At 62.2% G+C, this 13,057-nt stretch carries 18 protein-coding genes; 7 read left to right on the forward strand and 11 right to left on the reverse strand.

Annotation, left to right across the window (positions count from 1 at the left end):
• A partial coding sequence (locus tag EOA23_RS36100) for a hypothetical protein (protein WP_210212502.1) occupies positions 1-866 on the forward strand: 866 nt, incomplete at its 5' end.
• 60 nt (positions 867-926) lie between these two features.
• On the opposite strand, the gene EOA23_RS24215 is transcribed toward EOA23_RS36100, so the two are convergent.
• Positions 927-1,319, reverse strand: coding sequence for a RidA family protein (locus tag EOA23_RS24215; RefSeq protein ID WP_127306001.1), 393 nt, complete (start codon positions 1,317-1,319; stop codon positions 927-929).
• Positions 1,320-1,555: 236 nt separating this feature from the next.
• Positions 1,556-2,116 (reverse strand): DUF4142 domain-containing protein, encoded by a 561-nt coding sequence (locus EOA23_RS24220; protein WP_127306002.1) that lies wholly within the window; start codon positions 2,114-2,116, stop codon positions 1,556-1,558.
• A 157-nt stretch (positions 2,117-2,273) separates the two neighbouring features.
• Between EOA23_RS24220 and EOA23_RS24225 the strand changes: the two genes are divergently transcribed.
• On the forward strand, positions 2,274-2,612 hold the full coding sequence (locus EOA23_RS24225) for a hypothetical protein (protein ID WP_127306003.1): 339 nt from the start codon (positions 2,274-2,276) through the stop codon (positions 2,610-2,612).
• Here EOA23_RS24225 and EOA23_RS24230 read toward each other — a convergent pair.
• The 5 genes from EOA23_RS24230 to EOA23_RS24250 form a co-directional block, all read right to left on the reverse strand.
• The gene (locus EOA23_RS24230; RefSeq protein WP_127306004.1) at positions 2,609-3,433 is read right to left on the reverse strand and encodes a carbohydrate ABC transporter permease; all 825 of its coding nucleotides are present in this window, start codon (positions 3,431-3,433) and stop codon (positions 2,609-2,611) included. The two genes, EOA23_RS24225 and EOA23_RS24230, sit on opposite strands and share 4 nt — an antisense overlap.
• Position 3,434: 1 nt before the next feature.
• Positions 3,435-4,307, reverse strand: coding sequence for a sugar ABC transporter permease (locus tag EOA23_RS24235; protein WP_127306014.1), 873 nt, complete (start codon positions 4,305-4,307; stop codon positions 3,435-3,437).
• A gap of 65 nt (positions 4,308-4,372) precedes the next feature.
• Positions 4,373-5,635 carry an ABC transporter substrate-binding protein gene (locus EOA23_RS24240; protein ID WP_127306005.1) on the reverse strand — a complete coding sequence of 421 codons (1,263 nt, stop codon included), beginning with the start codon at positions 5,633-5,635 and terminating at the stop codon, positions 4,373-4,375.
• Between the two features lie 374 nt (positions 5,636-6,009).
• Complete coding sequence (locus EOA23_RS24245) at positions 6,010-6,507, reverse strand: N-acetyltransferase (protein WP_127306006.1); 498 nt, start codon at positions 6,505-6,507, stop codon at positions 6,010-6,012.
• A gap of 34 nt (positions 6,508-6,541) precedes the next feature.
• Positions 6,542-7,477, reverse strand: coding sequence for a lytic transglycosylase domain-containing protein (locus tag EOA23_RS24250; protein WP_245474323.1), 936 nt, complete (start codon positions 7,475-7,477; stop codon positions 6,542-6,544).
• 246 nt (positions 7,478-7,723) lie between these two features.
• Between EOA23_RS24250 and EOA23_RS24255 the strand changes: the two genes are divergently transcribed.
• Positions 7,724-8,293: a methylated-DNA--[protein]-cysteine S-methyltransferase gene (locus tag EOA23_RS24255; RefSeq protein WP_126059828.1), complete on the forward strand. Its 570-nt coding sequence runs from the start codon at positions 7,724-7,726 to the stop codon at positions 8,291-8,293.
• A gap of 28 nt (positions 8,294-8,321) precedes the next feature.
• On the opposite strand, the gene EOA23_RS24260 is transcribed toward EOA23_RS24255, so the two are convergent.
• Positions 8,322-8,651: a hypothetical protein gene (locus EOA23_RS24260; RefSeq protein ID WP_127306008.1), complete on the reverse strand. Its 330-nt coding sequence runs from the start codon at positions 8,649-8,651 to the stop codon at positions 8,322-8,324.
• A gap of 279 nt (positions 8,652-8,930) precedes the next feature.
• Here EOA23_RS24260 and EOA23_RS24265 point away from each other — a divergent pair, with 279 nt between their 5' ends.
• From EOA23_RS24265 to EOA23_RS36560, 3 genes are all read left to right on the forward strand, one after another.
• On the forward strand, positions 8,931-9,143 hold the full coding sequence (locus EOA23_RS24265) for a cold-shock protein (protein WP_027168154.1): 213 nt from the start codon (positions 8,931-8,933) through the stop codon (positions 9,141-9,143).
• Positions 9,144-9,471: 328 nt separating this feature from the next.
• On the forward strand, positions 9,472-9,672 hold the full coding sequence (locus EOA23_RS24270; protein ID WP_127306009.1) for a hypothetical protein: 201 nt from the start codon (positions 9,472-9,474) through the stop codon (positions 9,670-9,672).
• A 53-nt stretch (positions 9,673-9,725) separates the two neighbouring features.
• Positions 9,726-9,923: a hypothetical protein gene (locus EOA23_RS36560; RefSeq protein ID WP_245474324.1), complete on the forward strand. Its 198-nt coding sequence runs from the start codon at positions 9,726-9,728 to the stop codon at positions 9,921-9,923.
• A 68-nt stretch (positions 9,924-9,991) separates the two neighbouring features.
• On the opposite strand, the gene EOA23_RS24280 is transcribed toward EOA23_RS36560, so the two are convergent.
• The 3 genes from EOA23_RS24280 to EOA23_RS24290 all read right to left on the reverse strand — a co-directional run bounded on the left by EOA23_RS24280 (position 9,992) and on the right by EOA23_RS24290 (position 12,462).
• Positions 9,992-10,600 (reverse strand): glutathione S-transferase family protein, encoded by a 609-nt coding sequence (locus EOA23_RS24280; RefSeq protein ID WP_127306010.1) that lies wholly within the window; start codon positions 10,598-10,600, stop codon positions 9,992-9,994.
• A 114-nt stretch (positions 10,601-10,714) separates the two neighbouring features.
• Positions 10,715-11,575 carry an EAL domain-containing protein gene (locus EOA23_RS24285; RefSeq protein ID WP_127306011.1) on the reverse strand — a complete coding sequence of 287 codons (861 nt, stop codon included), beginning with the start codon at positions 11,573-11,575 and terminating at the stop codon, positions 10,715-10,717.
• Positions 11,572-12,462, reverse strand: coding sequence for an EAL domain-containing protein (locus EOA23_RS24290; RefSeq protein ID WP_127306012.1), 891 nt, complete (start codon positions 12,460-12,462; stop codon positions 11,572-11,574). The genes EOA23_RS24285 and EOA23_RS24290 overlap by 4 nt, the downstream gene beginning before the upstream one ends.
• A gap of 218 nt (positions 12,463-12,680) precedes the next feature.
• On the opposite strand from EOA23_RS24290, the gene EOA23_RS24295 reads away from it, so the two are divergent.
• A partial coding sequence (locus EOA23_RS24295) for an aminotransferase class I/II-fold pyridoxal phosphate-dependent enzyme (protein WP_127306013.1) occupies positions 12,681-13,057 on the forward strand: 377 nt, incomplete at its 3' end.

Raw genomic sequence — 13,057 nt, forward strand, 5'->3', positions numbered from 1 at the left:
TAATATATCCATACTTAAGAAATTGTGTGGTAAGATTCGAAATTCACATACCTACGCGAGTCCAAAAAGAGTACACACAGTCTTGGCGCGGGTCGGCAGTCGCAGAAAATTTTGCCGTCGAAATCGACTACTCGGATGACATACCCGTCGCATATGTTTGGCTAGGTGCGAGCGAAACATCCCCTTCTACAGCGGTATCAATATTGTGGAAGCACTTCAAAAGCTCAAATCCGGAAAGTAAGACGATAAAATTTCAAATGGTTGGGCCGTCACCCTTTCACACAGACTTTTTTGTAAATCGGACAATCTCCGATATATTGGACATATCGTTAAAAGAGTATCGCGGATACGATCGAATGACAGTCGCTATTCCGGAAAGAATTCCAGAAAAGGACGTGAAAGAAATTGTTAGATATAGACTGACTGAAGAATTTTCTATTTTTTACGAAGCGGAAATCGACGCCCATAGATTCCATAGCGAATTTTTTGCTGTCGCTGATAAGATAGATGAAATTATAGAAAGAGAGTCTTTGTCGTATAAATTGAGGAGATTATTGATCGGTGGGGACCCTGAAGTATACGGTATATCGATTGAGATCGAGAGGATCATGATAAATCTAGAAAGAATATTGTCTGGTTACAAAGAAAGAATGTCGTACGTGGAAAAGTCGTTCGGAGAGATCATCAATAGAGAAAATATTGAAAGAAATATATCTGATGTCGGCTCGGTGCCAATTGAACGATACCTCAACATAATATCTATTCTGCGCGATAGACATGAGAGCAGTCGAGCAAATTATACGGTAATACTTGCAGCAATTGTTGGAGCCGCCGCAGCTTTGTTTTCTTCGAAAATATTCTGGTAGCCTGCCCATTAGTGGTGATTTGCTCGGCCAGCTCTCCTTTGCCGTTCCCGATCACGCCCCTCACGCCACCGCCACGCACTCAATCTCAATATCGAACTCCATCGGCCATGACGCCACCGGCACGAAGCTGCGCGCCGGCGGGTTGGTGGCAAAATACTTCGCATAGATCCGGTTGATGGCGTTGTAGAAGCCGGAATTGACGGCGTAGATGCGCACCATCACCACCTTGTCCAGCGATGTGCCGGCCGCTTCCAGGCAGTGTTTCAGCGCCTTCAGCGACGCCTCGGTCTGGGTCTCGATGTCGCCGCGCACCATCTCGCCGGTCACCATGTCCACCGGCGGGGTCGCCGAGATGAACACGAAGCCATTGGCCCGCACCGCCGTCGAGCACGGCAGGCCGAGCGCGCGCACCTTGGCCGACATCACGGGTACTTCGATGACTTCCTTGTCCATGGCGGTCCTCCCTGATTTGCGAGGGAGCTTATCGCGGCGGCGAGGGAACGCCAGCCTTGCCTTCCCCCTTGTGGGGGAAGGTGGATCGGCGCGCAGCGCCGAGACGGATGAGGGGTGTTCCAGGGAATGCCAACGTCTCAGGCTGCTGAAACACAAGCGCCTCACTCCGCTGGAACACCCCTCATCCGTCGCCTTCGGCGACACCTTCTCCCACAAGGGGAGAAGGGGAAGGCCCCTCACTGATGCGCGACCGCCAGATCCTTCACGTGCTTCTCGTGCATCTTCAGAACCGGCAGGGTCTTCTTGGCGAATTCCTTCAGCGCCGGGTCGTCGCCGGAATTGGCGTAGGTGGAAAACAGCGCGACAGCATCCTTATGCGCGTCGGTCTGCATCTTGATGTATTTGGCGTCGAAATCCTTGCCGCTGGCAGCCTTCAACTCGTCGAGCATCTGCTGCTCCTTCGGCTGCAGCACCGGGCCTGAGGGCTTGATCGACGCGGTGGTCTGGCCCTGGCTGAGCGCGGCCTTGAAATCTTCGCCGGCCTTGCTGTGATCCTTGATCATATCGGCGGCGAAAGCCTTGACGTCGGCCGACGCCGATTTCTCCTCAGCAAGCTTGCTCGACTGGATCTCGAACGCGTTGGCATTCGGCACGGTCGTGACGAAGGTCTGAGTGTCGACCTTGTTGTCGGTCACCATCGGTCCCACGGCATCCGTGTTGGTGTCGTCCGATTGGGCGAACGCGGCGGGCGCGCCGGCAAGAAGCGCGACGGCAACCAGGGGCAGCAGCGTTTTCATCTCAAAACTCCGATCCGAACAGCCCCTCCGCCTTCCCCAACGCGGCACCGGCCGCCGGGTTGCTTGAAAGCCTGCCTCGAAAAGGCACGGCGGAACCCGTCCCGCTTTGCCGCATTGCTTCCCGTCAGCTAAAACCACTGGGGAACGGGGAGCAAAAATGACCGACAGCGACGAGATCGACCTGCGCTGCCCGCAGATCGTTGCCGACAACGCCGCCAAGGGCCTGAGGCTGCGACAGCAGTTCGGCCGTGGCGGCACCGAGATCGGCGTCGCCCGCGCCACCGAGCTCAAGAACCGCAGGAACCTGTCGCCCTCCACCATCCGGCGCATGGTGAGCTATTTCGCCCGCCACGAGGTCGACAAACGCGGCAAGAATTACGGCAACGAGGACAATCCCTCCGCCGGCTACATCGCCTGGCTGTTGTGGGGCGGCGACGAAGGGCGGGCCTGGGCGCTGGAGATGAAGAAGAAGGTCGGCAACGCGCCCGACATCTAACCCTTCACGCCGCCCGCCGTGAGGCCGGAAACGATGCGGCGCTGGAAGATCAGCACCAGCGCCACCAGCGGCACGGTGACGATCACCGAGGCGGCCATGATGTTACCCCAGGGGATCTCGAACTGCGAATTGCCCGACAGCAGCGCGATCGCCACCGGCACGGTGCGTTGCGTGTTGGTGGAGGTGAAAGTCAGCGCGAAGAGGAACTCGTTCCAGGCGCTGATGAAGGCGAGCAGCCCGGTGGTGGCTAAAGCCGGCCACATCAGCGGCAGGAAGATGCGCGTGAGGATGGTCCACGGCCCGGCGCCATCGAGGATCGCCGCTTCCTCGATCTCGACCGGCAGATCGCGCACGAAGGTGGTGAGCACCCAGACGGTGAACGGCAGGGTGAAGATCATGTAGGACAGGATGAGCGCCAGGAGCGAATTGTAGAGATGCAGCGCCCGGATGATCTCGAACAGCCCGGCCAGTGCCGCGACCTGCGGAAACATCGACACCGACAGGATGGCGAGCATCAGCACCGAGCGCCCGCGGAAGCGGATACGCGCCAGCGCATAGGCCGCGGTGACGCCGATGAGCAGCGAGATCGCGACGACCGCGCCGGAGACGATGAGGGAATTGACGAGATTGCGCAGGAAGGGCCCTTCGGTCAGCACGTTGCGGTAGTTGGTCAGGCTGAACGTTCGCGGCCAGAGGCTCGCCTGGAACAGCTCGGTTCCCGATTTCAGGCTGGTGACGATGGCGTAGTAGAACGGAAACACCGCGACGAAGACGATCGCCGCGAGCAGCAGATAGAAGGCGGCGCGCTTCAGTATTTTCACCTCAGCGCCCTCCCTCGAAACTCAGCCGTCCAAGCAGGATATAGGCGATGGTGAGCAGGCCGATGATCAGGAAAAGCAGAGTCGAGGCAGCCGAGCCATAAGCGAACTTGTCGAACTCGAACAGGTTCTCCCGCGCGAAGATCGACATCGATTTGGTCTGCACGTTGTTGGGCGTCAGCACATAGATCAGGTCGAAGATGCGCAACGCGTCGAGCGCGCGAAAAATCACCGCCACCATCACCGCCGGGCGGATCAGCGGCAGCGTCACGCGCCAGAAGATCTGCCAGGGGTTGGCGCCGTCGAGCTTCGCCACTTCGAGGATCTCGCGCGGCAGCATCTGCAGCGCCGCCAGGATCAAGAGCGCCATGAAGGGCGTCGACTTCCAGATATCGACGATCAGCACCGCGACCATCGCGGTGTCGGCGCTGGCTGTCCAGGCGATCTTGCTATCGATCAGGCCGAGATTGAGCAGAACGACATTGATGATGCCGAACTGGTCGTTGAGCATCCACTGCCACATCTTGGCCGAGACGATGGTCGGGATCGCCCAGGGAATGAGGATCGCCGCCCGCACGATCCCGCGCCCCTTGAATTCGGCGTTGAGCGCCAGTGCGACAATCATGCCGAGCGCCGTCTCGCAGGCCACCGAAACCACGGCGAAGCGCACCGTGTTCCACACCGCGCGCCACCAGACCGGATCGACGAGCAGCCCGTCATAGAGCAGCCGGCCGCTCGGCAGGGTGAGCACCGAGAAATAATTGTCGAAGCCCACCCATTGCCGCGCGTCGAGATCGGCCAGCGAGGCATCGGTGAAGCCGTAATAGACCGTGCGCAAGAACGGCCAGCCGGCGACGATGGCGAGCACGAAGAGCATCGGCGCCAGGAACAGCCAGGCCGTGCGCACGCGCCGGCGCGCCAGCGGCGATGGCCTTACCGCGCTCACCAGCCCTTGCCTTTCAGCCTGGTCAGCCGCGCCTCGAGATCGGCCAGATTGTCGGCGGCGGTGCCGTTCCCGGAGATCGTGTTGTGCACCGCCGTCCAGAACTGGCTCGATGCCTCATTGTATTTGATCCTGGCGGTCGCTGAGGGACGCGGCTCAGCGTTGAGGAAGATCTCTTTCCAACGCGGCACGATCGGCTGCTGCCTGGCGATGTCGGGATCGTCATAGAGCGCCGCGATGGTCGGCAGGTTGGCCGTCTTCAGCGTCCGGTATTTCTGCATCTCGGGGGAAGCGATGAACTTGACCAGGTCGATCGCGGCATCCGGATGTTTCGAATATTTGGAGACGGCAAGGTTCCAGCCGCCCACTGTCGCGACCGGATGCCCGCCTTCGCCGGCCGGCAGCGGCGCCACATCGAACTTGCCCTTGATCGGCGAATTCTCGCTGTTGCCGAGTGCATAGGCATAGGGCCAGTTGCGCATGAAGACCGCATTGCCGGTCTGCCAGACACCGCGCGCTTCCTCCTCCTGATAAGCGAGCGCGCCCGGCGGCGCGATCGCGCCGATCCAGCCCTTGACCCTATCGAGCGCCGCGGCCGCCTTTGGATTGTTGATGGAGATTTCGCCGTTCGGCTCGATGATACCGCCGCCGCCATTCGACATCACCCATTCCAGCGCGTTGCAGGTCAGCCCCTCATAGGCATTGCCCTGGAAGACATATCCCCAGAGGTCCCTGTTGCCGGCCGCCCGCTCCCTGTCCATGACCAGCTTCGCGGTGTCCTGCAATTCCTGCCAGGTGGTCGGCACCTTGAAGCCATATTTGTCGAGCAGATCCTTGCGGTAGTAGAGCGCCGGCGCATCGGTGAAGATCGGCAGCGCGACCAGCCTGCCATTGACCGTCTGCGACTGGATGATCGACGGGAAATGCGCGCCCGCCACATCTTTGGTCGCTTCCGTCAGGTCGACCAGTTGGCTGGCCAGCTGCGGCGCCCAGATGACGTCGGTCTGATAGACGTCGATATCGCTGCTGCCGGCGGCAAGCCACAACCTGTATTGGCCGAACTGGTCGGTGGTCGAGGGCGGGATGACGACGATCTCGACCTTGTTGCCGCTCTTCTTCTCATAGAGGTCGAGGATCTCGCGCAGCACCTTGATGCCGTTGCCGGTGTCGCCCGACACGATCGAGAGCTCCACGGCTGGCGCCTGGACAGCGCCCAGCAGGATGCCAGCGGCCAACGCCAGGAACGCGGGAACAAATTTCACGGGATTGCGGGCCTCCCTCAGCGGCCAGCGGCGCCATCCCGGCGTCGCGGCTCATCAAGGCCCCTGCGATGAATGCATGATGCCGCTTAGGGTTCCATGCGCTCGTGTGGGCCGGTTCGGGCCGGCGGGTCAACGAAGCCATCAGGGCCGGCTCGACCGCCTCGGCGTCCTGCTTTCCTTCACCCGCTTCACGAAAGCGGACGGGCTCCGAAACCCCCGCCCCGGAGCCCGTCTGGGAGTGGCTGACGCATGCCGGCACAGCCCCCTCCGACGCCTTGCCAGCGTCGATCCGCCGATCGGCCGCCCGGCACGACGACGCATTAGCATGCCCTAACGTCAGCCTATGTGAAGGAGTTCACAATGCCGGGACGCTATTAACCTTCCCAGTCGACCGGGATCATGCCGAGCCGCTCGTAGAGCCTGAAGGCCGCGGTGTTCTTCACACTGTTGGTCTTGAGATCGACATGCGTCGCCCCGCGCTCGCGAAACATAAGGAACACGTGCCGCATCAGCGCCTCGCCGATGCCCTGCCTTCTGGACTCCGGATGGACGGCGAGGTCCTTGACGAAACCGGATGTCCAGCACAGCGCCGCGCCCGCAAGCAGGCCCTTGCCGTCAATGACCAGAAAACACAGAGCGGGATCGAATTCGGCGTCGCCGGCAATGCGCGGCCACCAATCGTCGAACGGCCCATCGGCGCCGTCGTCGAACACCTCTTCCAGCAGCGCGTGCAAGGCCTGCGCGTCACGATGTTCGAAGGCGCGCATGACGAAGCCTTCCGGCCAATGCGGCGCGGCGAGCGTATCGTCGAGCAGCTTGCGCAGGCGGATGTCGTTGGGAGCCGGTGGACGAGGCGTCGTGTTCTCAGGCATGCGCTGTCTCGAAACGCCGCGCGGACCTGTCCGCTCAGGCGTCGGGTGGCAGGCGATGCCGCTTGCGGTCGACACCAAGTCCCGTCGCCTCGAGCAGGCCCTTGCGCTTGGCGTCGTAATAATAGCCGGTCTGGTAAAGCGTGTCGGCGCGCTTGGCGTTGCCGCCCGAGACCAGCCAGGCGCCACGCAGATATTTCACGGCGTATTTGAGATTGGTCTCGGCGTCGAACAGGCCTGTCGCTGGCCCGTCATAACCCATGCCGCGCGCCGTCGCGTGCTTGATCTGCATAAGTCCCCAATGGCCGTGATTATAGGCTTTCGGGTTGAAGGTGCTCTCGCGGTTGACGACATGGCGCACCAGCTCGACCGGCACTTCATAGAGCGCCGAATATTTCTCGATCAGACGCTCGATCTCGCCGCGCGGGCCACTGGCGTGCTGCTCGGGCTGGCCGGGCGCCGCCAGCAGAGCGGGGTTGCCCGGCGCCACGTAAGCAACCTGCTGGACGCCGGGCATCGGGGCGACTTTCGCCGACTGGCCGGTGACCGGCATGGCGACGCCCGCGGTCGTATAGACCGCCGCCTGCTTGAGGGATCCCGCCTGCTTGATCGATCCGGGGCCGGTCGGCGAGCCGCCGGCCGTCAGCACCGGCGGCGGCGGAAACTTGCCGGCCATCGGCGTCGCGCCGGCGAAGGCCGCGGGCTGAGCCAGCGCCGCGCCGGGCTGGACAGGCGGCGGCAAGAGCGCGCCCTGCGTCGCAGGCGCACTTTGCGTCGCGAGCGAACCAGGCGTCGCCGGCGCGCCGGGCATGGCAGCCATGGCAACGGCATCGCCGGTAAGCGCGGCGGTCTGCACCTGCGCGAGGCCGGAAGGCTCCGGCAGCACGGCCACCGTTTCGGGCAGCGCGACCGTCGGCGTATCGTCGGCCACGACGGGCGTCGAGGCTTCCGCAAGCGCGGGCGCGGCCTTCATTTGCGAGGTCGAGGTGCAACCGCTCAGACCAGCAGCGGCAACAAGCACGCCGATCGCGGTGAATATGATTTTAGCTGGCAAGCCGTGAGGGTCCGGTTTGTCGGTTGTTAAGGAGTCCTTACACCAGCGATTCACACCCGGCAATCGGGGCGGGTAGACGGTTTTCGGGTGGCGGGAACAGGGCGGAAATGCCATATTGTTCTGGATATGTACTCGTTTTTCGCTGTTTTGCGGAAGGAAAACGCCATGAAACCCACATCTGAGATCACGGCCGGCCACGCAGTGTTAGAAACAGTGATCGGCTTCATGGGCATTGCCTGGAACGAGAAGGGCCTGATCCGGCTCTGCTTGCCCGAACGCAGCCGCGACGCGATCGAGCGCCGGCTGTTCCGCCACCCCGGTGTTTCGACATCGACCGACCAGCCGCAATGGGTGGTCGAGTTGATCGCCTCGATCCAGGCCTATGCGGCCGGCGAGGACGTCGATTTCTCCGGCGTGCCGGTCGATCTCGACGGCATCGACGATTTTCGCCTCGCCATCTACGGTGCCGCGCGCAAGCTCGGCTTCGGCGAGACCACCACCTATGGCGAACTGGCCAGGCGCGCCGGCCATGCCGGGCTCGCCCGCGAGACGGGTGCTGCGCTCGGCGCCAACCCGGTGCCGCTGGTCATCCCCTGCCACCGCATCCTGGCGGCCGGCGGCAAGATCGGCGGCTTCTCCGCGCCGGGCGGCTCGGCCACCAAGGAAAGGATGCTGGCCATGGAAGGCGTTCGTGTCGGCCCGCCGCCCGCCGCGCAGGCCTCGTTCGGGTTCTGAGGGGCGCTACCCGGCTCTTCACCCGCTGTCAGTCGTTGTGCAGGAACCGGCGCCGGAAACGCCGATCGAAGTCCGGCCGCTTGCAGACATAGACCATGCAGGACCTGGTGTCGGCGCTGGGCACATAGGCGCGCGACCTTACCTCGCCCGCGTTGCAGAAGCGCTCGTCGCGCACATAGCGATCATAGAGCGGCAGCCCCGGCACTCGCGTCGACTGATAGCGCAGAATGACGGCGCCCTGTCTGGCGATCGTCGCCTGCACCCGGTCGCAGCTCATGCGTGTCGGATCGTAGCGCGACACCGCCTGCGCCTCGGCGGCCACCAGCAGCAGGCAGGCCGCAAGCAGAATGGGTTTCATGTTCTCCTCCCTGGAACGGCGAGCATCTCATCTCTCCACAACGTGTGACCGGTGTCAAAACTTCCGTGCGCCGCTTCCAAACGCCCGAGACTGCACGCCGGCAGCGCGCAAGCGAACGTCTTGTTTTCTTGCAAAAACTATCCTATATCCGAGGCATTGAATTTGGCCGATCGATCGGGCCGCGATCTTCGCGTTTGCTGACGTCTATCTCCAAAGTTTCGATACCGCCGGCCGGACGTTGGTCCGGTCAAACAAAAGCAAATGTGAAGGGCATTCTATATGGCAACTGGTACGGTCAAGTGGTTCAACGCCACCAAGGGCTACGGCTTCATCCAGCCTGACAATGGCGGCGCGGACGTTTTCGTCCACATCTCCGCTGTCGAGCGCGCTGGCATGACGAGCCTGGCTGAAGGCCAGAAAATCAACTTCGAGATCGAGCAGGACCGCCGCACCGGCAAGTCCGCCGCTGGGTCTCTGAGCAAGGCAGCCTGATTTGGCTTAAGCATTTTGCCGCGAGGCTTAACCGCCAAGCGCCGCGAAATGCGAGTAAGTAAGGCGCGCGCCGGACGAAGGTTCGGGGCGCGCGGCAAGTCACGGATGTACTGACGGTCGCGCGATAAGCGCGCCGGAGCGGAAAGACCGACAAGCTGGAACAGCAGATAGCTGCCAGCCCGGACCGGACGCTCCCGATCAGGCTACCGGCATAGGAAGGCGGGCAATGCCCGCCTTTTTTGTTGTCTGGATTTTGGCGAATTGCTCTTGGGTTTGAATAGTACGACCGGTGGTGTCATTTTGGCACCAATAGTGGTACCATTGGCCCATGACAAAACTCGAACAGATCGAAAAGTCCGTCGCAGAACTCAGCCCCGAAGAGCTGAAGGCCTTTGCCGCCTGGTTCGAGGCGCTGCAGGCTGATTTGTGGGATAAGCAGATCGAAGCCGACGCGAAGGCGGGACGGCTGGACAAGCTTGCAGAACAAGCACTGGCCGATCACCGCGCGGGTCGGACCCGGCCCCTGTGAATCACTTTGCCGCCCCTTCGTTTTGGGACGCCTAGGATAAACTACCTAAATCAATCAGAACGAAGGCTGACAGCAGCTTCGCCAAGCTGCGTGCAGATCCGTTCCATCCTTCGCTCCATTTCAAGCGGGTGGGACGTTATTGGTCAGTTCGAGTAGATCTGGACTACCGTGCTGTTGCAGTCCGGGAGCAACACGACATGATCTGGTTTTGGATCGGCACCCACTCCGACTATGAACGCCTTTTGAAATAGCCGCTTACGGCCGTGGGCTCGTTGGCGCGCTCGTACAGGTCAGGCGCAAAGCGGCGACCGCATGAGGATTATCCCGCCCACTCGATCGGCACATGCCCCTTGTCCGCCTCGACCCGTTTCAGCCAGGCGGCGACGGCCGGATAGGCGTCGAGCTGAAAGCCGCCCTTCTCGGCCGTGTGGGTATAGGCGTAGAGGGCGATGTCGGCGACGCTGTAAGAAGTACCCGCGAAGAATGGGTTCTGCTCCAGATGCTGGTTCATGACGCCCAGCGCCTTGTTGCCGCGCTCCAGCGTTAGCGCCAGCCGCTCCGGCGTGGCGTCCTTCGCCCGTTCCGGAAAGGTCAAAAGCGCCTTGCGCACCGCGACATAGGGCTCGTGGCTGTATTGTTCGAAGAACAGCCATTGGTAAGCCTGCGCGCGTTCGTATTTATCGGCCGGCAGGAAGCGCGTTCCCTCGGCGAGATAAAGCAGGATGGCGTTGCTCTCGGCGATGCGCCTGCCGTCGTCGAGTTCCAGCATCGGCACCATCGCGTTCGGATTCTTGGCGACGTAGTCGGGCCTGCGCGTCTCGCCGGTATGCGAACTCACCTCGACCCGGGTGAAGGGGATGCCGAGCTTCGCCATCAACAGCCGCGGCTTGTAGCAATTGCCGCTGTCGGCCATGTCGTAAAGGATCATGCCTCTTGCCCTCTTCGAGTCTCCTGGGAACGCTCTAGCGCGCGCGGCTGGGTCGCATCCAGTGATTTGTTTTTGCGAAGAACCATCAGCGCCGCTGATAGGTCTTCCTGAGCATCAGCGTTGCTGGTGCAGCGGCACAACCTTGTTGCCGGCGTCGAGCAGGGCGTCGACGGAAAGCGGCTCTTCCTTGAAGATCGTGCCTGCGAGCGCTGGGCGGGCAAGATGGAAACCCTGCAGCAGGTCGGCGCCACTCTCGAGCGCGACGCGCAAGTGCTGGGCGTTCTCGATGCCCTCGACCAGGACTTTGGCGCCCCGCTCCTGCAACATGCCCACCAATGGCCGGAAGAAGCGCTCGGCGGCGGCGTGGCGGCAGAGCGCGCCGAACCAGGCGCCGTCGATCTTGACGATGTCGGGCGCCAGCAGATTGATACGCGCCTCGGTGGAATGTCCGGTGCCGAAATCGTCGATGGCGATACGGATGCCGTCGCGCCGCATTTCACGAAGCAGGCTGGCAAGAACGTGATCGTCCGCTGCCTGTTCGGTGATCTCGCAGACCAGCAGGCCCGGCTCCAGCTCGAAATCGCCGAGATGCCTGGTCATGAGCCGGATTTCGGCCAGCGCCCGCCCGAGATGATCGTTGATCATCGGATTGTAGTTGAAGAACAGCGTGAGCCCCTCGAGGCCGATGTTGCGGTAGTTGCCGAGATGCAGCATCCGGCACATCGTTTCGACAAACAGCCGGTCGGATGCGGGAACGCTGCCGAAGAAGATCGACGGGGCCACCGGCTCGGCGACGCGGCGCGGCTCGATCAGCCCTTCGACGGCGACCGCTCTGAGCGTCCTGCCCTGCGGCGCGAAAATCGGCTGATAGGCGCTCCACAGCCGGAATTCGCCGTAAATGCCGAACTGAAGACCGATCTCGTCGGCGAAGATCGCCTTGGCGACGTTGCGCCGCCTCTCCTGGCTTTCGTTCATGGCGCGACCTTGCGCCCGAATACCCTTGCCGGCCGCGACCGCTTCGCCGGAGCCGCAGGGCTTGCGGCAGCCGACACCGTGCTCTCGTCAGCCGGAGGCTGCGCGAAGACGCGAAAGCTGGTGGGAGCAAGTTCGGGTCGGGCAAGCACATAGCCTTGCACCATGGAAGCGCCGGCTTTCTCGGCAAGCTCCAGTTGCCAGCCTTCCTCGAGACCTTCGAAGACGGTGTAGATACCCTGGGTTTCGAAGCCCCGCACCATCGCCGTCAGCAACGCGAAGCCGGCGCCGGACTCCATCAAATGCGTGATCCACTGCGCATCGAACTTGACGATGTCGGGCTTCAGTTCCTGGATCCGGTGGATGTCGGATTCATCGGCGCCATAGTCGTCCACCGCGATGCGGAAGCCATTGGCCCTCAGCGCCTCGACAAAATCGTAGAGTGCTTCCTGCGAGGCCGACTTCTGCTCGGTAACCTCGCAGACAATGCGGCGCGGATCGATGCCGGCTTCGTGCAGCACCAGCCGCATATCGCGCAATGCCTTGTCGGCAATGCCGCGATCGGTGAAGACCGACGGGTCGAAATTGATGAAGATGGACGCCTCCTGCGGCAGGCAGGCACCGGCGTTCAGAAGATGCAGCGTGCGCGTCAGCGCCTCGATGTGCAGCCGGTCGGCGGCCGGGCAGGTGCCGAAGAACGCCGCCGGCGACTGCGGCTCGCCGTCGCGGAACGGCCGGATCAGCCCTTCGAAGGCGGCGACCGAAAGCTTGCCCTCCTTGAAGGCGAAGATCGGCTGGAACGCGCTTTGCAGCGTATAGATGCCCCAGACACCGGTCGAGGTGCCGTCATCATGACGGATGATGTGGGCAAGCCCGATGCTGCGCGACAAGGTTTCTCGCTCCGCGAATTGGCGCAATCCGATCTGCGATCCTGCCAGTCAAGGGTTTACCGGCCGTTGATGAATTTAGCGTTGCCGCTCACGCAGGCTGACTCTGGTCACGCCTCCTTGACCTCTGGCTCATCGCACAATGCTTGCGCTCCGCGCCATGATGCGACATGAGAGGCGCCGCGGCCGCTCCTGGCCGCTTCCCTAGGAGACTTTTTGTCATGGCCTTTCTCGCCGACGCCCTTTCCCGCGTTAAGCCTTCCGCGACCATCGCGGTGACGCAGAAAGCGCGCGAGCTGAAAAATGCCGGCCGTGACGTGATCGGCCTCGGCGCCGGCGAGCCGGACTTCGATACGCCCGACAACATCAAGAACGCGGCGATCGAGGCGATCCGCCGCGGCGAGACCAAGTACCCGCCGGTGTCGGGCATCGTGCCGCTGCGCGAGGCGATCGCGAAGAAATTCAAGCGCGAGAACAACCTCGACTACCGGCCCGAGCAGACCATCGTCGGCACCGGCGGCAAGCAGATCCTGTTCAATGCCTTCATGGCGACGCTGAACCCCGGTGACGAGGTCATCATTCCTCGTTCCTACTGGGT

The organism is Mesorhizobium sp. M2A.F.Ca.ET.042.01.1.1, assembly GCF_003997405.1.
GTDB lineage: Bacteria > Pseudomonadota > Alphaproteobacteria > Rhizobiales > Rhizobiaceae > Mesorhizobium.

Bases quoted from the DNA above. Each gene is read 5' to 3' on its own strand.
- EOA23_RS24225 (WP_127306003.1), top strand. From the start codon at position 2,274: ATGACCGACAGCGACGAGATCGACCTGCGCTGCCCGCAGATCGTTGCC.
- EOA23_RS24220 (WP_127306002.1), bottom strand. From the start codon at position 2,116: ATGAAAACGCTGCTGCCCCTGGTTGCCGTCGCGCTTCTTGCCGGCGCG.
- EOA23_RS24245 (WP_127306006.1), bottom strand. From the start codon at position 6,507: ATGCCTGAGAACACGACGCCTCGTCCACCGGCTCCCAACGACATCCGC.
- EOA23_RS24280 (WP_127306010.1), bottom strand. From the start codon at position 10,600: ATGATCCTTTACGACATGGCCGACAGCGGCAATTGCTACAAGCCGCGG.
- EOA23_RS24285 (WP_127306011.1), bottom strand. From the start codon at position 11,575: ATGAACGAAAGCCAGGAGAGGCGGCGCAACGTCGCCAAGGCGATCTTC.
- EOA23_RS24255 (WP_126059828.1), top strand. From the start codon at position 7,724: ATGAAACCCACATCTGAGATCACGGCCGGCCACGCAGTGTTAGAAACA.
- EOA23_RS24215 (WP_127306001.1), bottom strand. From the start codon at position 1,319: ATGGACAAGGAAGTCATCGAAGTACCCGTGATGTCGGCCAAGGTGCGC.
- EOA23_RS24250 (WP_245474323.1), bottom strand. From the start codon at position 7,477: ATGAAGGCCGCGCCCGCGCTTGCGGAAGCCTCGACGCCCGTCGTGGCC.
- EOA23_RS24270 (WP_127306009.1), top strand. From the start codon at position 9,472: ATGACAAAACTCGAACAGATCGAAAAGTCCGTCGCAGAACTCAGCCCC.
- EOA23_RS24265 (WP_027168154.1), top strand. From the start codon at position 8,931: ATGGCAACTGGTACGGTCAAGTGGTTCAACGCCACCAAGGGCTACGGC.
- EOA23_RS24235 (WP_127306014.1), bottom strand. From the start codon at position 4,307: ATGCTCTTCGTGCTCGCCATCGTCGCCGGCTGGCCGTTCTTGCGCACG.
- EOA23_RS24260 (WP_127306008.1), bottom strand. From the start codon at position 8,651: ATGAAACCCATTCTGCTTGCGGCCTGCCTGCTGCTGGTGGCCGCCGAG.